The sequence below is a fragment of the Kitasatospora sp. NPDC048298 genome, assembly GCF_043201465.1.
Lineage (GTDB): Bacteria > Actinomycetota > Actinomycetes > Streptomycetales > Streptomycetaceae > Kitasatospora.
Window position 1 is genome coordinate 264,480 of the sequence record NZ_JBICYZ010000003.1, and the last position, 20,842, is coordinate 285,321.

Below are 20,842 nucleotides of genomic sequence, written 5' to 3' on the forward strand. Positions count from 1 at the left end.
GGGAGGCCCGTCCTTGAGGCCCACCGCCATCGACTGGACCCCGCCCGAGCGCGCCGAGGGCGAGCCCCGCCCGCCCGCGCAGTGGCGCCGCATCCTCGCCCTCTTCCGCCCCTACCGGGGCCGCCTGGCCGTGGTCGGGCTGCTGGTCGCGGCGTCCGCCGTGGTCTCGGTCGTGTCGCCGTTCCTGCTGCGGGCCGTCCTGGACACCGCGATCCCGCAGGGCCGCACCGGGCTGCTCAGCCTGCTCGCGCTCGGGATGATCCTCACCGCCGTGGTGAACAGCGTCTTCAACGTCCTCCAGACGCTGATCTCCACCACCGTCGGCCAGCGCGTGATGCACGACCTGCGCACGGCCGTCTACGGTCACCTCCAGCGGCAGTCGCTGGCCTTCTTCACCCGCACCCGCACCGGCGAGGTCCAGTCCCGGATCGCCAACGACATCGGCGGCATGCAGTCCACGGTGACCTCCACCGCGACCAGCCTGGTCTCCAACCTGACCGCGGTGGTCGCCTCCGTCGTCGCCATGGTCGCCCTCGACTGGCGGCTGACCGTCGTCTCGTTGCTGCTGCTCCCGCTCTTCGTCTGGATCAGCCGCAGGGTCGGCCAGGAACGCAAGAAGATCACCACCGAGCGGCAGAAGCAGCTGGCCGAGATGAGCTCGGCGGTCCAGGAGTCGCTCTCGGTCAGCGGCATCCTGCTCGGCCGCACGATGGGCCGCTCCGACTCGCTCGCCCGGGAGTTCACCGGGCAGTCCGACCAGCTCGCCGACCTGGAGGTGCGGGCCAGCATGGCTGGGCGCTGGCGGATGAACACCATCCAGATCGTGATGGCCGCGATGCCCGCGCTGATCTACTGGGCGGCCGGGCTGACCTCCGCCGCCGGCGCGCCGATCGTCTCGGTCGGCACCCTGGTCGCCTTCGTCACCCTCCAGCAGGGCCTCTTCCGCCCGACCGTCAGCCTGCTCTCCACCGGCGTGGACGTGCAGACCTCGCTCGCGCTCTTCCAGCGCATCTTCGAGTACCTCGACCTGCCGGTGGAGATCGACGAGCCGGCCGACCCGATCACCCTGACGGACATCCGCGGCGAGGTCCGCTTCAAGGACGTCGACTTCCGCTACGACCCGACGCAGGAGCGGCCGACCCTGTCCGGCGTCGACCTGACGGTCCCGGCCGGGAGTTCGCTGGCCGTGGTCGGCGAGACCGGTTCGGGCAAGACCACCCTCAGCTACCTCGTCCCGCGGCTGTACGACGTGACCGGCGGACAGGTCAGTCTGGACGGCGTGGACGTGCGCGAACTGTCCTTCGACACGCTGTCCCGCGCGGTCGGCGTGGTCTCCCAGGAGACCTACCTCTTCCACGCCTCGGTCGCCGAGAACCTGCGCTTCGCCAAGCCCGGCGCCGACGACGCCGAACTGGTCGAGGCCGCCCGGGCCGCGCAGGTCCACGACACCATCGCCGCCCTCCCGGACGGCTACGACACCCTGGTCGGCGAGCGCGGCTACCGCTTCTCCGGCGGCGAGAAGCAGCGCCTCGCACTCGCCCGGACGATCCTGCGCAATCCACCGGTGCTGATCCTCGACGAGGCCACCAGCGCGCTCGACAACCGCACCGAGCGGGCTGTCCAGCAGGCCGTGGACACCCTGGCCGCCGGCCGCACCACCATCACCATCGCGCACCGGCTCTCCACCGTCCGCGCGGCCGACCAGATCGCCGTCCTGGATCGCGGTGAGGTGGTCGAACTGGGCACCCATGACGAGCTGGTGGCGCTGGACGGCCGGTACGCGGCGCTGCTGCGCCGGGAGGCGCCGGAGGCCGCCGGCCGGGCCGACGCGCCGGAGCCCGCCGGGCAGCACGAAGCGGCCGCGCCGGAGCCCGTGTGACGGACCGGCCAGGCCGACGACCCCGCCGACGGACCGGCCACGCCGACGACCCCGTCGACGGACCGGCCAGGCCGACGACGGACCGACGCCGCCGACGCGCGGCCGCCGGTCAGGCCGCCTTCGGGACCTCGTTGTAGCTCCCGGCGACCTCCTGGCCGGAGAGCCGCTGGATCGCCGCCATCACCTCGTCGGTCACCTGCCGACGGGCCTTCAGCGAGCGGGCCTGCCCGTGCAGCTCGTCGAAGTGCAGCGGCTCGCCGAAGCGCACCGTCACCTTCTTCAGCCGCGGCACCCGCTTGCCCACCGGCAGGATCTGCTCCGGACCCTCCAGGGCCACCGGTACCACCGGCACGCCCGCGGTCAGCGCGAGCCAGGCGACGCCCGTCTTGCCCCGGTAGAGGCGGCCGTCCAGCGAGCGGGTGCCCTCGGGGTAGATGCCGAAGGCCTTGCCGTCCTCCAGGATCTCCAGCGCCGACTCCAGCGAGGCCTGGGCGGAACGGTAGGTGCCGCGCTCGACCGGCACGGCGCCGATGGCCTCGAAGAAGCCCTTGGAGAGCCGGCCCTTGAGCCCGGTGCCGGTGAAGTACTCGGCCTTGGCCAGGAAGTGGACCCGGCGCGGGGCGGTCAGCGGGATCACCACGCTGTCGATGAAGGACAGGTGGTTGCTGGCGAGGATCACCCCGCCCTTGCGCGGCACGTTCTCGATTCCCTCGATGGCCGGCCGCCAGATCCCCCGTGAGACCGGTTTCAGCACCAACTTGGTGACGAGGTCGAGCACGATTCCCTCCCAGAACGAACGACCGCCCGGGAGGAGCCCGGGCCTGCAATCAGATCCGCAGACTACGACACCCACCCCCGCGCGCGTCCACTCCCGGCGACCGTGGTGCGCACCACGGCCGGGTAGGGTACGGCCGTCCGAACAGAGCAACACCGCGCAGTACCCAGGAGGGCACGATGGAGACCACCGAGGCGATCAAGGCCTTTTTCGACCGCTTCGACAAGGACGGCGACGGCAAGATCACGGCGGCCGAGTACGCCCTGGCCGCCAACGAGATGGGCGACCACGACGTCACCCTCTCGATGGCCGAGGCGCTGATCCACAGCATGGACACCAACCACGACGGCGTCCTGACCTTCGAGGAGTTCCTGGCCGCCCGCCGGCGCTGAGCCCGCGCCGACGGGGCCGGTCGCCGTACCGGCGGCACCGGCCCCGTCCGGAGGCCCGTCCTCGCGTGGGCCTACAGCTCCTCCGCCGCGAACCGCTGCCCCTCCGCCGCGAACGGCTGCCCCCCACCGCGAACCGCTACTTCTCCACCGGGAACACCCGGCGCACCACCCGCTCCGCGGCCCCGCCGTCGTCCCAGACGCAGAACCTCTCCCGGAACCGCGCCCGCGCGGCCGGCTCCGGGTCGCCCGCCAGCAGCGCCCGCGCCAGTCCGTCCGCGTCCACCGTGACCGCGCCCGGCGGCTCCGCGAACAGGTCGAAGTAGACGCCGCGCTCCCGCTGGTACTCCTCCCAGTCCGGGGCGAAGATCACCACCGGCCGGTCCAGCACCGCGTAGTCGAACATCATCGACGAATAGTCCGTCACCAGCACGTCCGCCGCGAGGTAGAGGTCCTCGACGGTGGGGTGCGCCGAGACGTCCACGATCCGCGCCGACTCCGCCCCGGCCTCCGCCAGGTCGCCCGGACCACCGGTGTGGAAGTAGTGGGTGCGCACCAGCAGCGTGAAGTCCGGGCCCAGCCGCCGGGCCAGCTCCGCCACGTCCAGTAGCGGTACGTAGCCGCCCTTGCTGCCGCGGTGGGTCGGCGCGTACAGCACCGTCCGGGTGCCGGGCCGCAGTCCGAGCAGTTCGCGCATCGCCCGGACCTCGTCCGAAGTGGCGTTCGCCAGCCGGTCGTTGCGCGGGTAGCCGGTGTCCAGCATCTCGTACCGGCCGGGGAAGGCGCGGGCGAAGTGCCCGCTGGTGTGCGGGTTGGGGGAGACCAGGAAGTCCCAGCGGTCGACGGCCTCCTGGAGCGCCTCGAAGTCCATTCCCTCGGCCGCCGCCGGGTGGTCGCGCAGGTCCATGCCCATCGCCTTGAGCGGGGTGCCGTGCTGGGTCTGGACGTGCACCGTGCCCCGCCGCTTCGTCATGGTGCGGGGGAAGTTGACGTTGTTGACGAAGTACTTGGCGGTCGCCATCGCCTTGAGGTAGGCGGGGGTGTTGACGATCACGTACGGCACCCCGGGCGGCAGCGTGGCGGCCTGGGCGCGGTTCTCCACCACCCACACACCCCGGATCCGCGGCGCGAGTTCCTTCGCCTTCTCGTAGATCGCCGCCGGGCTGCACGCGTAACCCCGGTGCCAGTACGCGGCGTAGACCGCGAGGTTCTCGTCCAGCGGCAGCCGGCGGAACGCGTTGTACGCGGTGAACCGGGCGCTGCTGCGCATCCCCTTCTTCACCGCGGGCGCCACCGCCCTCGCCCCGCGCTTGAGTTCGCGCGGCAGCCGGCCGGTGCGGCGCAGTTCGGCGTACGCGATCCGGGCGCCGCGGGCGGCCAGCCGGTACTGCACGCCGCGCACCCCGCCGGGGAAGCGGTAGTCGGCCGGGCGGTGGCGGTCGAAGTGCCGGGCGATCCGCTGGAAGAAGTCCTTGCGCAGGTCGGTGGGGACCAGCCCGGGGGTGTCGTAGACGTTCAGCGCCTGGCGGACGGTCCGGTCGAAGACCAGGGTGCGCAGCGAGTCCGGGACGGGCCGGCCGGGACGGTCCGGGCGGTCCAGGAAGGCGAAGATCGCGTCGTACTGGGCGAACACGTCGGCGTGCTTGGGGGAGGCGGTGGCGGTGATCGCGCCGTCCCGGCCGCGCCGGTAGAAGTAGCAGGGGCGGTCGACGTAGCGCAGCCGCTCGGCGGCCAGCAGCGCCGGGTAGGTGACCGAGATGTCCTCGTAGTAGCCGCGGCCGAAGGAGACGCCGAGGCCGTCCAGGAACGCGCGGCGGAACAGCTTGTTCCACACCGACATCACGGTCTGGAACAGCGCCGGGTGCTCGGCCAGGGTGCAGCCCTCGACCAGCGGGGAGCCGGTCAGCACGTGGCGCCAGGGGTTGGGCTCGGTCCCGCCGTCCGGGTAGACGTGGGTGAAGTCGGTGATCAGCACGTCGGCGGGGGTGTCCCGGCGGCTCTCCTGCGTCAGCTCGTCCAGGAGGGCGCCGACCGTCCCCTCGGGAACCCAGTCGTCGCTGTCCACGAACCAGACGTACTCGCCGCGGGCCTGCGGCAGGGCGGCGGTGCGGGCGCCGCCGAGGCCCTGGTTCTCGGTGAGGTGCAGGACCCGCAGGCGGCTGTCGCGGGCCGCGTAGGCGTCCAGGATCGCGCCGGAGCCGTCGGGGGAGAGGTCGTCGACCGCGATCACCTCGAAACGGGTCTCGGCGGCGGGGGTGTCGCCGAGGATCGAGTCGAGGCAGCGCGGGAGGTACCGCTCCACGCCGTGGACCGGGAGCACGATGCTGAGGAGGAGGGACACGCTGGCCGAGTGTACCGATCCACCGGGTGCGACCTGCGCGGACGGCCGGTGCGGGCGCTGTGGGGCCCTGGAGGCCGGTGCGGGCGCGGTGGGAACCAGCGGTCGTGGCGGGCGTCCGTGGCGGGTGTCCGGGGGCGGGCGTCCGTGGTGGACCCGGAACCGCCGGTGCCGGGCCCCGTGCGGGGCGGCACCGGCAGTCAGGTGGCGGTCCGGCCGACCCTCTACGGCCGACCGCCGGTCCGGGCACCGCGCGAGCCTGGCCGCCGCAGCGTCGAGGCGGCCGGGCAGTGGCTCGCGGGAGCCGGAGTTCTTCACCACTCGAACACGCGCTTGAGTGCGGTGCGGGCACCGGCGCGTGCATCAGAATACTGCTTGGAGGTTTGACGGGAGTCAATCCCTCGAATGTGTTCACTTCCTGAAGGCGGGCGGTCATGGGCCGATGACCGCCCGCCGGGCGGGCCCCGCGCCGCTCGGCGGGCGCCTCGGTGATCGCTTTGTCGATGTGGCGGCTGTCCCCTAATACGGAGACGCGGGTGGAGGTGTGGGCCGAGGGGCGGCGCCGGGCGGGGGTCGTGCGCGGCGTCGCCGCAGCCGGATCGGCCGTCCCTGGTGACGGGCGGCTGGTCGTGCACCATCATTGATGCCTAGTCGTGATCGGCCGGGTGGCCCCTGGTGCTTCGTCAGTTGACGCCGCACGGTACGGTGGCACAACACCAAGGACGGTTGCGCGAAGGCCGTCCGTCACGGATAGTCTTCGCCTCACGGCCCTGGCGCCTCGTAGGGGTGGGAAAACTGATGGAACACATGCAAGTGCGGACTCGGCCCCGTGTGCCGGCGATCCAGTGCGGTGTCGGCACGACCGGCCGCCGGATCGACCGACACCTGGCCGTGCTCGGCGCGCCCGCACTCCCGGCGGTGGACACCGCCGAGGCGCTCGGGCTGATAAGGGAACTCACGCCGCGCGGCGCCGAGGCCCCGACGATCCGCCGTCGCCACACCAGGATCTCGCTGCTGACGCCGCTGCGTCGGCTGCGTCGGAGCCTCTTCGGCGGGCGCGGCTAGAGCCTGGTCCGGCCGGCGGTACGGGTCCCTCCCCGCCGCCCGGTCGGCAACCGACCCGGTGGACCATCCGGTCCGCCGGGTCTTCGGTGTGCCCGGGGCGTGCCCTGGCCGTGTCCGGACCCCGCCCTGGCCGTGCCCGGGTGAGTCCCCCCGGCGACCGGGGTGCTGTGGTCTGAACCTTTCACCCTACGCGAGTTCGCCCCTCCGGCACGGCGAGACGGCGAGGGAGTACGCCCGGTCCGCTGACCTGGGACAGGATGGCGCCATGGCGGACAACAACCACTCCACCCAGCCCGGCCCGTACCCGACGACCACCTTCCAGAGCAGCACCTTCGAGATCACCACCGGCGCCCGCGAGGTCGCGCTCGACATCACCGACCGCTGCGCCGCGTTCCTCGACGAACGGGCCGTCGGGCGCGACGGCCTGCTCAACATCTTCGTCCCGCACGCCACCGCGGGGATCGCGGTGCTGGAGACCGGATCCGGCAGCGACGACGACTTCCTCGCCGTCCTGCGCGACCTGCTCCCGGCCGACGACCGCTGGCGCCACCGGCACGGCAGCCCGGGGCACGGCCGGGACCACGTGGTGCCCGGGCTGGTCGCCCCGCACGCCACCCTGCCGGTGCTCGGCGGCCAACTGGCGCTCGGCGTCTGGCAGTCGGTGGTGCTGGTCGACACCAACGGGGACAACCCGCGCCGGACCGTCCGGCTGTCCTTCCTCGGCTGACGCCCGAGCGGCGCGGCTGACGCCGCCCGAGCGGCGGACTCAGCGGACGTGCGCGGCCACCGCGGCGAGGTAGCGCTCGATCGCCAGGTGCTGGCAGAGCAGGGCCACCGGGCGGCCCAACCGGGCGTACCAGGCGGACAGCCGGGAGAACGCGGTGACCTCGAACCACACCTCGCCGGCGGCGTCCATCGACACCAGGAACGCCTCCTCCCCGCACTCCGGGTGCCCCGGGAGGGTTCCGTACCCGTACCCGATCCGGTCCGGCTCGTCCACCGTCCACACCACCCGGCACGGGATCACCAGCCGCGGCCGCCGGATCCCCGGCAGGTTCAGCCGCAGCAGTACCGTTTCGCCGTCCCGGGCGGGGCCGGCCGGGAACACCGCGAAGCCGGTGCCCAGCTGGCTGCCCCAGCCGAGCACGTACCGCCCGGCCCGCTCCAGCACCTCCCGCCCGTGCCCGAGGTGGACCCGCCGCCGCAGGTGGGCGTAGCCGTCCGGCAGTCTCCCGCCCCCGTTCAGGGTGGCGCCCACCTCGGGGTATGAGGGGCTGGTGGCGCGGGCGGCGAGCAGGCGGCTGTGCGGGTCGGTGGGCATGCCGGTCACGGTAGCCGCCGGGTGGGAGGGGGCCGGCGCCGGGGCGGACGGGTTAGGTGAACGGATCCCCCCGGCGTCCCGACGGATACCCCCTACCCCCATCACTCCAGAATCCCTTGCCGGCGTCCGTTGACTGACTCTTACCCCCCTGGGGTATATTCTGACTGGTCCTCGCCGGGGTCGTCGATGCCGGCTACCAGGTCGGTTCGGCGCTCGGCCCGGCCGCGATGACCGCACTGGCCGGCGCCCGCACCCCGGACGCCACCGTCCAGAGCCTGACCTCGGGCTTCTCCGCCGCCTTCATCGGCTCCGCGGCGATCGCGGTGGTCGGCGGCCTGCTCGCGGTGGCCACCCTGCGCACCCCGCGCCCCGAGGGCGGGGCCCGCGAGGCGCGGTCCGCGACGGCCCTGGGAGGCCGCGCACTCGCTCCACCAGGGGTCGGGTCAACCGACGCGGCCCCGTCGGCCGTGCCCCACACCAGAAGGAGCCCCCCGATGACGCCCCGCGAAGCCACGCCCGCCCTGCTGCGCGCCGTACGCCCCCCGTCACCCGTTGCCTGCTCGCCTGCCTGGCCATCGCCGTCGCGGCCGCCGCTGCCGCCGACCCGGCCCGGAGCGCCGCCGGGCCCGGCTGCCCGGGGCGCCGCTGACCGCGTGAGAAGTCGGCCAGGCCGACTTCTCACGCTGGACGACGACTCCGGACGAGCGGAGGTGCCGGGCGATCCCGCATGGACCGCCCGGCACCTTCCGCTAGCTGGGTTCGAGCACGAAGACCGGGATCACGCGCTGGGTCTTCTCCTGGTACTCGGCGTACGGCGGATACGCGGCGACCGCGCGCTGCCACCACTGGGCCCGCTCGTCCCCGGCGAGCTCACGCGCCGTCATGGCCCGGCGGTCGGGGCCGTCCTGGAGCTCCACCCGCGGGTCGGCCTTGAGGTTGAAGTACCAGGACGGGTTCTGCGGGAAGCCGCCCTTCGAGGCCACCGCCGCGTACCGGCCCTCGTGTTCCACGCGCATCAGCGGAATCTTGCGGATCTTGCCGCTCTGCGCGCCGAGCATCGTGACGATGACGACCGGCAGGCCCGTCTCCCACAGCGTCGTGCCCTGGGTGCCGCCCGAACTCTCGTACAGCTCGACCTGTTCGCGCACCCACTGTGCCGTACTGGGCTCGTACTCGCCTTCAAGGGGCATCGCCTTCACCTCATCGCCGTGTACGGATCGTGCCGGGACGGTCCGGCGCAGGCCTCACGCGACGGGGAGGCGCCGTTCCCGCTCCGTCGACAGCTTCAAGTGTGACGGCGAGGTTCAGGTGCCGCACCCGGCTTCGTGCCCCACTGAGGTCGGTCGGCGGTGACATCCGAGCTACTGTGGATGTCATGACTGTGGCCTACGAGGACGTGCCGTTCAGCGAACTGCTCCACCACCCGGCCGCGACCACACGCCGGCTCGACGCCGTCCGCGCGCTCCGGCTCCGTAGACGTGACGCCGGGGACCTGGCGCTGATGCGCGTCGAGCAGATGGAGCGCGACGCCTCGGTCGTGGACTTCACCTCCCGGCTGCTCGCGGGGCTGGTGCGGACCGAGAACGTCGCCGCGCTGCGCCAGGCGCTGCCCGAAGCCCTGCCGTGGTGCACCTTCCTGCCGGAGGAGGACATCGACACCCTGCTCGCCGAGCTGGTGGACACCGCACGTGGTGCCGTGGCGCTGGACAACCTCGCCCCGATCGCGCTCCTGCTCACGCGGTGGAAGCACAGCGCCGAGGTCCACGCGGACCCGGCCCTGCTCGCCATCCTCACCCGCGAGCCCGAGGGCGACCTCGGGCCCGTTCATCGCCCCTGATGCTCACGGCGCCTCAAGTGCGTCCGCGCGCTGCTTGAGTTCCTCGGCGATGTCGTCCCAGTCCGGGCCGTGCAGGTGGAGGCTGTCGGCCGCGGCGCGTATGAGGGCCGGGTCGTCGGGGCGCTGGAGAAGAAGCAGCCGGTAGGCCAGGTTGCGGGCCCAGACCGGCAGGTAGCCGTCCACGAGTTGTGGGCAGAGCGTGCGCAGCATGGCGATGATCTCCTTCGCGTCGGCGAAGGTCAGCCGCTCGATGAAGTGGAACTCCTCGTGCTCTCCGGCGAGTTCGCAGGCGGCGGTGGGGCCGTACTCGTCGCCGTAGAGGCAGCGGGCGAGGTCGGTCAGGGTGCTGTGCATGCCGGGACCCTACACGCGTGGGAACACCGGAGTGGGGGGGGGGGGGGGGGGGGGGGGGGGGGCCGGCGGGGGGGGGGGGGGGGGGGGGGGGGGGGGGGGGGGGGGGGCGCGCGCGGGGGGGGGCGGCCGGGGGGGGGGGGGGGGGGGGGGCGGGGGGGCCCGCCCCCCCCCCGGGGGGGCCCCCGGGGGGGGCGGGGCGCGGGGGGGGGGCCCCCCCCCCCACGTCTGTGTGGCGGGGGCGGTCAGTGCTGGTGGGCGCCCGCCTCCTCGGCGTGCTCGGTGGCGGCGGTGGTGGTCAGGGTGAAGGCCGCCGTGTGGACGGTGTCCTGGTGCTTGAAGTCCAGGAAGAGCCGGTAGTCGCCGGTGCTGGGGGCGGTGGTGGTGAAGCCGATCTCCGGGCCCGGGGCGCTGGTGTCCGGGTGGACGTGGAGGTAGGCGAGGTCGCCGGCGCGCAGGGCGACGAGGTGGCCGTACGCGCCGAGGTAGGGCTGGAGGTCGGTGACCGGCCTGCCGTCCTTGCTGACGCCGAGGGTGAGCCGGCCGCTGCGCCCGGGGGTGAGGTCGCCGCCCAGGGTGACGGTGTAGCCGTCGACGGTGACGGTCCGGCCGGTCTCCGGTAGCGGGGCGGGCCGCAGGTCGCCCGCGGCGTGCAGGTCGGCGCCGAGGGTGAGGCCCTCACTGGCCCCGGCCGGGGTGAAGTCCGCGAAGACCCGGTACTCGCCGGCGGCGGGGACGGCGGTGGGGGCGCTCCAGGTGCCGTCGGCGGTCAGCGTCGGGTGCAGGTGCTGGAAGGTGGACAGGTCGCGCGGGGCGACGATCAGGTGCAGTTCCTTCTCGTGCTGTGGCTGGTAGGCGGTGACGGGCTTGCCGTCCGTGCCGAGGATGCGGAAGCGCAGGTCGGTGGGGGAGCCGGCGGTCACGAAGGGGTTGTCGACGCTGAGCGTGTAGCCGCGTTCGGAGACCTGCAGCCCGCCGGGCAGGTGCTCGGTGCCGCCGCCGTCCGCCTTCTCCTCGTGTCCCCCGTGCCCCGCGTGTGCCGCGGCGGGCTTGGGCGCGGGGCCGCTGCCGGTGGCGTGGCCGACCCCGAGGGCGAGGCCGAAGGCGGCGGCGAGTCCGCCCGTGAAGGCGGTGATGCGCAGGGCGGTGTTCATGGCGGGGTTCCCCTCGGAAGGACGTGCGGATCGGACGGGACGTACGGATCAGACGGGACGTGCGGATCGGATGGGCGGACGGAGTGGTGGGGCGGGCTCGGGCCCGCATGAGCCGGGCGATGGCCTGCGAGGCTCCGGCGATCTCGGTGGGCGCGCCCTTCGGCTCGATGCCCACGAGTGAATACCCCATTGGGGGTATCGAGTCAACCGGATCGGGGGCCCGAAAAGATACCTGCCAGGGGTATGGCCAAGCCTTGCGGCCGATACCCCTCGGGGGTATAAATGAACCCGGCACCGCCCGATACCCCCTCTGGGTATGACGGCCCGGCCGCCGAACGTACCGCACGACGACGTCACGAGGAGCGACGATGACTACGCAGGCACCCGCCTCCGCGGAGGTGGAACTCTCGATCGGCGGAATGACGTGCGCCTCCTGCGCGGCCCGCATCGAGAAGAAGCTCAACCGGATGGACGGGGTCACCGCCAGCGTCAACTACGCCACCGAGAAGGCGAAGGTCTCCTTCGAGGGCGGAGTCGAGGTCGCCGACCTGATCGCCACCGTCGAGGCCACCGGCTACACCGCCGCGCTGCCCAAGCCCCCGGCCGCCGAGGGCGCGGGCGGCACCGGGCAGGCCGAGCCCGCCGACGAACTGGCCCCGCTGCGCCAGCGGCTGTTCACCGCGGTGGCGCTCGCGGTGCCGGTGATCGCGATGGCGATGGTGCCGGCCCTGCAGTTCGACAACTGGCAGTGGCTCTCGCTGACCCTCGCCGCGCCGGTCGTCACCTACGCCGCCTGGCCGTTCCACCGGGCCGCGTTCACCAATGCCCGGCACGGCGCCGCGACGATGGACACCCTGGTCTCGCTCGGCACCCTCGCCGCGTTCCTCTGGTCGCTGTGGGCGCTGTTCCTCGGCGACGCCGGGATGCCGGGCATGCGGCACGGCTTCGAGTTCACCATCGCCCGCACCGACGGCTCGTCCAACATCTACCTGGAGGCGGCGGCCGGCGTCACCGCCTTCATCCTGGCCGGCCGCTACTTCGAGGCGCGCTCCAAGCGCACCGCAGGGGCCGCGCTCAAGGCCCTGCTGGAACTGGGCGCCAAGGACGTGACGGTGCTGCGCAACGAGGGGGGCGGACGCGAAGCGTCCTCGGACAAGGGTGGTGGTGGGCGAGGGGCAGGCACCGAGGTGCGCATCCCGATCGCGGACCTCGCCGTGGGCGACCGCTTCGTGGTCCGCCCCGGCGAGAAGATCGCCACCGACGGCACGGTGGTCGAGGGCGCCTCGGCGGTGGACGCCTCGATGCTGACCGGCGAGTCCGTCCCGGTCGAGGTCGGGGTCGGGGACGGCGTCACCGGCGCCACCGTCAACGCGGGCGGCCGGCTGGTGGTCGAGGCCACCCGGGTCGGCGCGGACACCCAGCTGGCCCGGATGGCCAAGCTGGTCGAGGACGCGCAGAACGGCAAGGCCGCGGCCCAGCGCCTCGCGGACCGGATCTCCGCGGTCTTCGTACCGATCGTGATCACCCTCGCGGTGGCGACCCTCGGCTACTGGCTGGGCACCGGCGAGGGATGGACCGCCGCCTTCACGGCCGCCGTCGCCGTGCTGATCATCGCCTGCCCGTGCGCCCTCGGCCTGGCCACCCCGACCGCCCTGCTCGTCGGCACCGGCCGCGGCGCCCAGCTCGGCGTCCTGATCAAGGGCCCGGAGGTCCTGGAGTCCACCCGCAAGGTCGACACCATCGTCCTGGACAAGACCGGCACCGTCACCACCGGCCAGATGACCCTGCTCGCGGTGCACACCGCCGAGGGCGTGGACCAGGCCGAGGCGCTGCGCCTGGCCGGGGCCCTGGAGCACGCCTCCGAGCACCCGATCGCCCGGGCGATCGCCGGCGCCGCCGCCAAGGCCGGCGAGCTGCCCGCCGTCGAGGGCTTCGAGAACGTCCCGGGCCTGGGCGTCCAGGGCGTGGTGGCCGGCCACGCCGTGGTGGCCGGCCGGGAGGCCCTGCTCAGCGAGTGGTCGCAGCAGCTGCCCGAGGTGCTGGCCGAGGCCAAGCGCACCGCCGAGGCGGCCGGCCGCACCGCGATCGCGGTCGGCTGGGACGGCGAGGCGCGGGCCGTGCTGGAGGTCGCCGACGCGGTCAAGCCGACCAGCGCCGAGGCCGTCCGCAAGCTGCGGGCGCTGGGCCTGACCCCGGTGCTGCTCACCGGCGACAACCGGCTGGTCGCCGAGGCCGTGGCGGCCGAGGTCGGCATCGCGCCGGAGCACGTGATCGCCGAGGTCATGCCGCAGGACAAGGTCGACACCGTCAAGCGGCTGCAGGCCGAGGGTCGGGTCGTGGCGATGGTCGGCGACGGCGTCAACGACGCGGCCGCGCTCGCCCAGGCCGACCTGGGCCTGGCGATGGGCACCGGCACCGACGCCGCCATCGAGGCCGGCGACCTCACCCTGGTCCGCGGCGACCTGCTGGCCGCGGCGGACGCCATCCGGCTCTCCCGCAAGACCCTGGGCACCATCAAGAGCAACCTGTTCTGGGCCTTCGGCTACAACGTCGCCGCCCTGCCGCTGGCCGCGGCCGGACTGCTCAACCCGATGATCGCCGGGGCGGCGATGGCCTTCTCCTCGGTCTTCGTGGTCGGCAACAGCCTGCGGCTGCGCCGCTTCCGCTGAGCCGTCGGGGTGAGGGCGCTCAGCGGGCCCGAACAGCTCAGCGGGCCCGAACATCCGAGCCACTCTCCACCGCCGGGCCGAGGCCCCGGAACCCCGCCAGGGTTCCGGGGCCTCGGCGCTGATCCGGCCCTGCCGCAGGCGACGCCCGCACGAGGACCCTCCGCCAGGGAGGGACCCCTTGCCGACCAGCGCCGACCCGCCGGGAGCTAGAGTCCGACCCATGGACGAAGACACCGTGCTCTGGGCCCGGATCGCCGACCTCCTGCCGGACGACGCCGCCCGGGAGGTCAAGGACTGCTGGGCGATCGGGGAGCAGGAGAGCGGGCTCGCTCTGCTGGTCGAGGGCCTGCTGGCCCGCCAGATCCCGATCAGCGGCACGGACCGCGCCCAGATCTCCGTGCTCGCCGAGGAGTGGGGAGAGCGCGAGCGGCTCACCCCCGGCCTCCTGCGCTGCCCGGGCGACGGCGCGCCCGCCCCGGTGCGGCTGCTGGACGGCGAGCGCGACGAGGTCGAGGTGGTGACGGGCTGGAGCGAGCCGGAGCTGGCCGACCTGGTGCTGGTGCCGTGGATCGGCTGCACCCGCTGCGGCCGGACCCTGCTGCGCGCCCACCGCTGGGAGCCCTGGGACGACTTCTCGTACCACGCCGAGCACTACGTGATCAGCACGCCGGACGGCGTCCGGGCACAGCGGATCCTCCCGCGGGACGCCGCCGGAGCGGCCTTCGCCGAACTACTCCACGGCTGCCCGGCGGAGGGCTGACCCGGCGCAGGACCGACCCGGCGCAGGGCTGGCCGGCGCAGGGCCGACCCGGCAAGGAACCAGGAGCAAGGCCCTAACGCTCCTCCGGCAGCTCCACCGCCTGCCAGCGGTACGCCGCGTCCTCCTGCCACACCTGCAACTCGCCCTCCACCACCGCCGCCAGGCACAGCCGCCAGTCCTCGCCCATGGCCAGCGCGACGCGGGTCGCCGGGCGCAGCGTGGGCCGCCACCAGCGCGGTCGGCGCGAGGAGCCGCCGGCCGGCAGCCGCAGCCGTACGCCGCCCGCGCCGGCCAGTGCGACGGTCGGGCCGCCGCGGTGGCCCACCATGGCGATCCCGAGCGAGGGCTCACCGTCGCCGATCTCCGTTCCCGCCCCGGCCCTGCCGAGGGTGTGCAGCTGGACCGAGCCGTCCGGCCGCAGCGTGGCGGCCTGCGGTCCGGCGGAGGTACGGGCCAGCGCTCCGGCGCGCAGCGGGCCGGCCGGGCCCACCGGGACGGGCGGCTGCGCGGTGCCGGGCCGCCAGCTCAGCACCCGCTCGCGGTGCTCGACCAGCAGCAGCCAGGCGCCGGGCCGCTCCTCGGTGGCGGCGAGCACCCGGTCGGCCGGGCAGCCTGGGTGTTCCTGGCCGGTGAGGGTGCGGCCGGGGGCCCAGCGGTAGGAGCGCAGCGCGCCGCCGGCCGCCGTCCAGACCGTCATCTCCCCGGCCGAGCCGGCCGAACCGAACGAACCGCCGGAGCCGAACGAGCCGCCCGAGCCACCCGGACCACCCCACCCGCCCGAACCGACCCCGCCCGCCAGCCCGTTGACCCCGCGCGCCGCCTCCCACCAGCCCGCCGCCGTACCGACCCACAGGGTGCCGCCGCGGTCCTCCGCGCAGACCACCAGCTCGCCCGGCTGCCCGGCCCAGCCGGCCGCCAACTCCCGTACAACGGACGGTCCCTGCCCAGCCGGAAGCCGTCGGCCGAGGGCGCCGGGGCCGGCCAGCGCGGTGCCGTCGGCGCCGCCGGTCACCACCAGCGGCCGCCCGTCCGGGTCGGGCAGCACGGCCAGGCCCGCGGTGCGGGCCACCGGCCGGTGGGCGCGCAGCAGTTCACGGCCCCGGGCGGCCCACGGGCCGAGCGGGGAGGGGCGGCGGTCCGGGTCGCGGGCCAGCGGTTCGCAGGCCCAGCGCGCCAACTCCTCGCCGTAGCCCGCCGCGAGGAACTCGGCGCGGGCCTGTTCGGCGGCCAGCCGGTGGTCGAGGCGGCCGTGGTCGGGCAACAGCAGGGTTCGGGCGAGGGTGCCGACCGCGAACAGGTCCTTGGTGGTGGTCGGGAAGCCGCCGACCTGCTCGGCCTCCGGCGGGACGTGCCCGGGGGTGAACACCGCGACGGTCAGGGCGTGGTCCAGCGGGGCGAGGAAGGTCAGGTCGATCAGTTTGACCTGCCCCTGGCCGTCCACCAGGACGTTGGCGGGGGAGATGTCGCGGTGCACCCAGCGTTTGCGGTGCAGCTCGTCGACGATCCGGCAGAGCCGGGCCAGCACCTCGGCGACCGCCGACGGGCCGCCGTGCCGGCCGCGCGCCCAGGTGTGCAGCGGCACGCCCTCGACCCAGGGCGAGATCTGGTAGCCGAGCAGCGCGGCGCCGGGCGGGCTGCCGGGCCGGTGCGGGGAGGGGCCGAGCAGGAAGCTGGGCACCACCAGGTCGGTGACGCCCAGTCGGTGCGCGTTATGCGAGACGTCGTCCCAGCGGCCGAGCCAGCGCCGCACCTCGGTCGGGTCGCGCTCCAGCATGATCTTCGCGGCGACCAGTTCCTTGCGCCCGTTGTGGCCGGTGCGAACCGCCCGCCACACCTCGGCCTCGCCGCCCCGGTGGTGGAACTCCAGGAGCTCGTACTGCTCCGGGTCGAACTCCGGCCCGAACCGGAGCCCGGGCACCCAACGCGACTGCGACACCCGACCCCCGACGCTACTGGCTGCTGCCGACCGCTGTGGACGCGCTGTTGGCGCGCTGCTGTTGAGCTGTTGCTGTGCTCTCGTCCCACTGGTGATGTGATGCCCAGGATAGTGCTCCTTCCTGTTCGTCCGTCCGATCGAGGGCCTATTCTGATGGCACTCGAGCAACATCGCGACACGACGTCAAAACACGACCACCCCAGGGCAGTTGATCATCAGGGTGGACGGTACTCGAACCAGGGGGACGGTGCATGGCGCTGTTAGCGGTGCTGCTGGTCGTGGTGGCACTGGCCGGTGCGGCCGCCGTCGTCCTGGCCCGGCGCCGACGGGCCACGGACGCCGCGGCGGTGGCGAAGGCCCTGGCCGCGGCCGCCGAACGGCTCGCCGCCGGCCGGCCCGCCCAGGCCCGCCGTCGCTACGCCCGGCTGGCCCGCCGACTCGCCGACGCGCCCGAGGAGTTGCGCCCGCAGCGCGGCCTCGCCCTGCTCGGCCAGGCCGAGGCCACCATCCCCACCGGCGACCAGCAGGCCACCCTCGCCCTGCACCGCGAGGCCTACCCGCTGCTCGCCGACCCGGCCCGGCAGCTGCCCCGGTGGAGCCTGCGCTGCCTCGCCGAGGAACGGATGCGGGCCCCCGACGGCGACCTCGGCCCGCTGCTCGCCTTCCTCCAGGCCACCGCCGCCGGCGCCGAGCCCGGCGAGGAGGCCGAGGCCGCCGCCCGCGCCCTGGACTGGCTGCAGCGCCGCTGCCGGGAGGGCGCCGTCGAGCAGCGCGAGGACGCCACCGCCCGCGCCCTCGCCGCCCTGCCTGGCCGGGACTGGCCGGTGCTCGCCCGCGCCGCCCTGCTGACCGCCACCGGCCGGGCCGTCGAGGCCGAGGGCCTGGTCGCCGAAGCGGCCCCCGGCGGCAGCGGCGAACTCTGGTTCCGCTGGGGCGTACAGCTGTACGCCCGGCACCAGGACGGGCCCGCCGTCGCCGCCTTCGACGAGGCGCTGCACTTCGGCCCCGGCGAGCCCTCCCCGTGGGGGCGCGGCCAGGCCCTGCGCACCGACGCACTGCTCTTCCGCGGCCTCGCCAGGCAGCGGGCCGGCAACACCCAGCGGGCCTGGGGCGACCTCGCGGCCGCCGCCGTGGAGAGCCCGACCGACCCCCGCCCCCGCTACGCCCTCGGCCGGCTCGCCCTGCTGCTCGGCGCCGACGAGCAGGCCCGGGAGGAGTTCACCGCCGCCCTGACCCTCCGACCGGACTTCGCCCCCGCCCGGTTCGGCCTCGCCCTGGTGCACGAGCGGGCCGACCGCCCCGCCGAGGCCGCCGCCGACTACCGGGCCGGCCTCGGCACGGCCCCCGACTGGCGCCCCGCCCGGGTCCGGCTCGGCGCCGCCCTGCTCGCCGCCGGTCAGGCCGGACAGGCTGAGCCGATCCTGCGCGCCGAGGCCGACACCGAACCGGGCAGCCGCTGGAGCGCCATCGCCGCCTTCCACCACGGCCTCGCCCTCGCCCGCACCGACGACCAGGCCGGCGCCCTCGCCCGCTGGGAGCAACTCGACGACGAGGACATCCACCCCCGCCGCGCCCTGGTCCGTGACCGGCTCGCCCGCACCCGGCTGGCCACCGACCCTACGGCCGCCCGCGAACTCTGGCAGCAGGCCGCCGCCGAGCACCCCGCCGCCCCCGGCTACCGGGCCGCGCTGCGCGAAGCCGCCCTGCGCGAGGCCGCCCACCTGCTGGTCACCGGCCGCGACCGGGCCGAACCACGCGGCCGCGCCGCCGCCGCGCTCGCCCTCGCCGACTCCCTGCCCGGCGCCCTCACCCACCGCCAGGCCCGGCTGCGCGCCGCGCTCGCCCTGGCCGAGGGCACCCCGGAGCCGGTCACCGCGCTGCTCGACGCCGCCAGCGGCCTGCGCGACCGCTACCACCTGGCCGCCGTCGCCCTGCTGGCGGGCCGTCCGGCCCGGACGATCGCCCTGCTCGGCCCGCCCGACCCGGCCGGCGACCCGGCGATCGCCCGGCTGCGCGCCCTGCTCGCCGAACGGGCCGGCAACTGGGCCGCCGCACTGGACTGGTACCGGCACTTCCTGGCCTCGGGCACGGCGGCCGGCCGGGCGCCGACCGGCGACTGCGCGCTCTGCGGCCGCCCCGCCGCCGACACCTGCGGCGGCTGCGGCCGCGAGGCCTGCACCGACCACCAGCACACCCCGCGCGATGCCGCCTCGCCCCGCTGCGTGCGCTGCACCGCCCCCGCCCTGCGCGCCGTCCTCGACTGCGCCCGCCGAGCCGGCACCCCCGAACAGGCCGAACCCGTGCTCGCCCGCTGGGCCGAGGCGCTCGGCGACGGCACGGTCGCCGCACCCGTCCGGCTCGACCTCGCCCTGCTGCGCGCCGAACTCGGCCGACCGGACGAAGCCCTGGCCGGTCTGCCCGAGGACGCCACGACGGCCCGCGCGGCCGTCCTGGTCCGCCGGGCCGGCGCCGCCCTCGCGGCCGACCGGCCGGGCGCGGCCGCCGTCGACCTGCGCCAGGCGCTCCGGCTCGCCCCCGAACACCCGCAGGCGGCGGGCGCACTCGTCCTGCTCGCCGAGCACGAGGCGCACCAGGCCGCCCTCGACGGCCGCCACCGGGAGGCCTGGGAGGCCTACCGGGAACTGCTGCGCGAGGACCCGGCCCACCCCCGGCTGCTGCACGCGCTCGGGCTGGCCGGCTACCGGCTCGCCGCCGGCACCCCTGACCAGGAGCCCGACGAGGAGCTCTGGGCCTGGTCGCTCGGCTGCCTGGTCGCCGCCCTCCACCAGCCCGAGTTGTGGGCCGAGTCCGCCAGGACCACCGGCCGCACCGCCGAACCCCAGCGGCTCGCCGCCGCCCGCACCGGCCTGCTCGACCGCCTCCGCGAGGACCTGCGCGCCCTGGACCGGGCCGCCGGGCGCGGCGGCGACGAGGTCACCGCCTGGACGTTGCGCCTCGGCATGGAGGCGTACTGCGCGGACGCCCTCGCCCAGGAGGACGTCCGGATCGCCCTGCCCGGCCGCCCGGCCCGCCGCCTCGCGCTCGGCCCCGCCCTGGAGCGGCTGCTCCGCGCCGATCCCGAACTCGCAGGCTGGGACGAGGCGTTCGAGCAGGCCGTCCGGCCCTGGCAGCGGCCCGCCGGCCCCGACGCGCCCGCGCCCACCCGCGCCCTCGGCCTGTTCGGGGAGCTCGGCGCGCAGCGCTACCTGCAGCTCCAGGGCAGGCAGGCCGCCGCCGTCGCCGCCCTGGACGCGGTGCCCGAACAGCGGCGAGGCGAGGACTGGCAGGCACTGCTCGGCGAGTCCCTGGTCAGCCAGGCCCGCGAGCACCACCGCAACCAGGACTGGCGCGAGGCACTGGACAGCCTCACCCGCGCGCGGTCCGTCCCCGGCGCCCGGCTGCCCGCCGACGCCGCCGCGATCGCCGCCGAGTCCGGCGTCCGGGCCGCCCGCGCGCTGCTCAAGAACAGCCTGGACGACCAGGCCGGAGCCGCCGAACTCCTGGAGAGGGCACTGGCGTTGGCCCCCGAAGACCCCGAGGTGCGGGGCGACCTCGGCGCCACCTACGCCCAGTGGGCACGCAAGATCAACAACGAGGACAAGGACTACCCCCGCGCCCTCGCCCTGCTGGAGAAGAGCCTGGACCTGGTCCCCGGCGACCCGACCGCCCGGCACTTCCTGGAGGCCGCCCTCGGCAACCGGGCCGGCCAGCTCAGCCGCCCCGACGCCACCGACGCGGAACTGGAGGAGGCCGCCGACGCCTGGCGGGCGCTGATCGAGCTCAACCCCGACCCGGACCACCGGATCGGCCTCGCCTTCGTACTGCGCCAGCTCTCCCGCTCGGCCGCCTTCGCCGACGACCGCCGGCGCGCCGTCGAGCGGATGGCCGAGGCACTGCGTGCCGACCCGGACTGGGAGGGCGGGGTCGAGCACGAGGCCCCGCGCCGGGTCTCGGTGATGCTCGCCAACCACGTGGTGGACGCCATGCAGGACCAGTCGTTCACCGCCCAGGCCGCGATGCTGCAGAAGGCCAAGTCCTACGACGACTCGCCCGACATCCGCCGGCTGATGGTCAGCCTCTGGCGCGGCGAGGCCATCGGCCACTACGAGGCCCGCCGCTACCTCGAGGCGATCCGGCTGCTGGAGGAGGCCCTCGGCCTGTCCCGCACCCCGGAGGACACCGAGAAGCTGCACCGCGAACTCGGCATCGTCTACGGTTCGTTCGCCGTCCAGCGGGCCAACGCCCGGCAGCTGCGCGAGGCCCGCGACCTGGCCCGCAAGGCCGTCGAGCACAATCCGGACGACCTTGAGCTGCGAGCCATGCAGATGCGGATCAACTCGCTCTACTGACGGCAACCGTACGGCAGTT

General features: G+C 74.9%; 16 protein-coding genes. 8 read left to right on the plus strand and 8 right to left on the minus strand.

The genetic code is table 11. From position 1 onward, the window contains the following. Positions 1–13 precede the first annotated feature (13 nt). On the plus strand, positions 14–1,879 hold the full coding sequence (locus ACGF0D_RS04105; RefSeq protein ID WP_392871800.1) for an ABC transporter ATP-binding protein: 1,866 nt from the start codon (positions 14–16) through the stop codon (positions 1,877–1,879). A gap of 109 nt (positions 1,880–1,988) precedes the next feature. Here the strand turns inward: ACGF0D_RS04105 and ACGF0D_RS04110 are convergent, their stop codons facing one another. Then, positions 1,989–2,657 carry a lysophospholipid acyltransferase family protein gene (locus ACGF0D_RS04110; protein ID WP_392871797.1) on the minus strand — a complete coding sequence of 223 codons (669 nt, stop codon included), beginning with the start codon at positions 2,655–2,657 and terminating at the stop codon, positions 1,989–1,991. A gap of 176 nt (positions 2,658–2,833) precedes the next feature. Here ACGF0D_RS04110 and ACGF0D_RS04115 point away from each other — a divergent pair, with 176 nt between their 5' ends. Further along, complete coding sequence (locus tag ACGF0D_RS04115; RefSeq protein WP_392871794.1) at positions 2,834–3,046, plus strand: EF-hand domain-containing protein; 213 nt, start codon at positions 2,834–2,836, stop codon at positions 3,044–3,046. Between the two features lie 136 nt (positions 3,047–3,182). On the opposite strand, the gene ACGF0D_RS04120 is transcribed toward ACGF0D_RS04115, so the two are convergent. After that, complete coding sequence (locus tag ACGF0D_RS04120; protein WP_392913899.1) at positions 3,183–5,384, minus strand: CDP-glycerol glycerophosphotransferase family protein; 2,202 nt, start codon at positions 5,382–5,384, stop codon at positions 3,183–3,185. Positions 5,385–6,179: 795 nt separating this feature from the next. Here ACGF0D_RS04120 and ACGF0D_RS04125 point away from each other — a divergent pair. Next, on the plus strand, positions 6,180–6,446 hold the full coding sequence (locus ACGF0D_RS04125; protein WP_392871788.1) for a hypothetical protein: 267 nt from the start codon (positions 6,180–6,182) through the stop codon (positions 6,444–6,446). Between the two features lie 265 nt (positions 6,447–6,711). Next, entirely contained in the window at positions 6,712–7,173 is a 462-nt protein-coding gene (locus ACGF0D_RS04130; RefSeq protein WP_392871785.1) for a YjbQ family protein, read from the plus strand. Positions 7,174–7,212: 39 nt separating this feature from the next. Here ACGF0D_RS04130 and ACGF0D_RS04135 read toward each other — a convergent pair whose 3' ends face one another. From ACGF0D_RS04135 to ACGF0D_RS04145, 3 genes are all read right to left on the minus strand, one after another. Continuing rightward, entirely contained in the window at positions 7,213–7,767 is a 555-nt protein-coding gene (locus ACGF0D_RS04135; protein WP_392871782.1) for a DUF1990 family protein, read from the minus strand. 193 nt (positions 7,768–7,960) lie between these two features. After that, positions 7,961–8,119, minus strand: a complete 159-nt coding sequence (locus ACGF0D_RS04140) for a hypothetical protein (protein ID WP_392913900.1) — start codon at positions 8,117–8,119, stop codon at positions 7,961–7,963. Positions 8,120–8,516: 397 nt separating this feature from the next. Continuing rightward, positions 8,517–8,957, minus strand: coding sequence for a nitroreductase family deazaflavin-dependent oxidoreductase (locus ACGF0D_RS04145; RefSeq protein ID WP_392913901.1), 441 nt, complete (start codon positions 8,955–8,957; stop codon positions 8,517–8,519). Positions 8,958–9,142: 185 nt separating this feature from the next. Here ACGF0D_RS04145 and ACGF0D_RS04150 point away from each other — a divergent pair, with 185 nt between their 5' ends. Then, complete coding sequence (locus ACGF0D_RS04150; RefSeq protein ID WP_392913902.1) at positions 9,143–9,604, plus strand: hypothetical protein; 462 nt, start codon at positions 9,143–9,145, stop codon at positions 9,602–9,604. A gap of 3 nt (positions 9,605–9,607) precedes the next feature. Here ACGF0D_RS04150 and ACGF0D_RS04155 read toward each other — a convergent pair whose 3' ends face one another. Together ACGF0D_RS04155 and ACGF0D_RS04160 are read right to left on the minus strand one after the other, a co-directional pair. Beyond that, the gene (locus ACGF0D_RS04155; RefSeq protein WP_392913903.1) at positions 9,608–9,958 is read right to left on the minus strand and encodes a hypothetical protein; all 351 of its coding nucleotides are present in this window, start codon (positions 9,956–9,958) and stop codon (positions 9,608–9,610) included. A gap of 242 nt (positions 9,959–10,200) precedes the next feature. Continuing rightward, positions 10,201–11,109 (minus strand): hypothetical protein, encoded by a 909-nt coding sequence (locus ACGF0D_RS04160; RefSeq protein WP_392913904.1) that lies wholly within the window; start codon positions 11,107–11,109, stop codon positions 10,201–10,203. A gap of 368 nt (positions 11,110–11,477) precedes the next feature. Between ACGF0D_RS04160 and ACGF0D_RS04165 the strand changes: the two genes are divergently transcribed. Beyond that, on the plus strand, positions 11,478–13,778 hold the full coding sequence (locus ACGF0D_RS04165; RefSeq protein WP_392913905.1) for a heavy metal translocating P-type ATPase: 2,301 nt from the start codon (positions 11,478–11,480) through the stop codon (positions 13,776–13,778). Between the two features lie 220 nt (positions 13,779–13,998). Then, complete coding sequence (locus ACGF0D_RS04170; RefSeq protein WP_392913906.1) at positions 13,999–14,538, plus strand: hypothetical protein; 540 nt, start codon at positions 13,999–14,001, stop codon at positions 14,536–14,538. Between the two features lie 73 nt (positions 14,539–14,611). Here the strand turns inward: ACGF0D_RS04170 and ACGF0D_RS04175 are convergent, their stop codons facing one another. Continuing rightward, on the minus strand, positions 14,612–16,474 hold the full coding sequence (locus ACGF0D_RS04175; RefSeq protein WP_392913907.1) for a hypothetical protein: 1,863 nt from the start codon (positions 16,472–16,474) through the stop codon (positions 14,612–14,614). 251 nt (positions 16,475–16,725) lie between these two features. Between ACGF0D_RS04175 and ACGF0D_RS04180 the strand changes: the two genes are divergently transcribed. Next, on the plus strand, positions 16,726–20,823 hold the full coding sequence (locus ACGF0D_RS04180; protein ID WP_392913908.1) for a hypothetical protein: 4,098 nt from the start codon (positions 16,726–16,728) through the stop codon (positions 20,821–20,823). Positions 20,824–20,842: the final 19 nt, after the last annotated feature.

Excerpts from the sequence above, each read along its gene's own strand:
- ACGF0D_RS04160 (WP_392913904.1), bottom strand. The coding sequence starts at position 11,109 with ATGAACACCGCCCTGCGCATCACCGCCTTCACGGGCGGACTCGCCGCC.
- ACGF0D_RS04145 (WP_392913901.1), bottom strand. The coding sequence starts at position 8,957 with ATGCCCCTTGAAGGCGAGTACGAGCCCAGTACGGCACAGTGGGTGCGC.
- ACGF0D_RS04150 (WP_392913902.1), top strand. The coding sequence starts at position 9,143 with ATGACTGTGGCCTACGAGGACGTGCCGTTCAGCGAACTGCTCCACCAC.
- ACGF0D_RS04125 (WP_392871788.1), top strand. The coding sequence starts at position 6,180 with ATGGAACACATGCAAGTGCGGACTCGGCCCCGTGTGCCGGCGATCCAG.
- ACGF0D_RS04165 (WP_392913905.1), top strand. The coding sequence starts at position 11,478 with ATGACTACGCAGGCACCCGCCTCCGCGGAGGTGGAACTCTCGATCGGC.
- ACGF0D_RS04180 (WP_392913908.1), top strand. The coding sequence starts at position 16,726 with ATGGCGCTGTTAGCGGTGCTGCTGGTCGTGGTGGCACTGGCCGGTGCG.
- ACGF0D_RS04130 (WP_392871785.1), top strand. The coding sequence starts at position 6,712 with ATGGCGGACAACAACCACTCCACCCAGCCCGGCCCGTACCCGACGACC.
- ACGF0D_RS04170 (WP_392913906.1), top strand. The coding sequence starts at position 13,999 with ATGGACGAAGACACCGTGCTCTGGGCCCGGATCGCCGACCTCCTGCCG.
- ACGF0D_RS04135 (WP_392871782.1), bottom strand. The coding sequence starts at position 7,767 with ATGCCCACCGACCCGCACAGCCGCCTGCTCGCCGCCCGCGCCACCAGC.
- ACGF0D_RS04155 (WP_392913903.1), bottom strand. The coding sequence starts at position 9,958 with ATGCACAGCACCCTGACCGACCTCGCCCGCTGCCTCTACGGCGACGAG.
- ACGF0D_RS04115 (WP_392871794.1), top strand. The coding sequence starts at position 2,834 with ATGGAGACCACCGAGGCGATCAAGGCCTTTTTCGACCGCTTCGACAAG.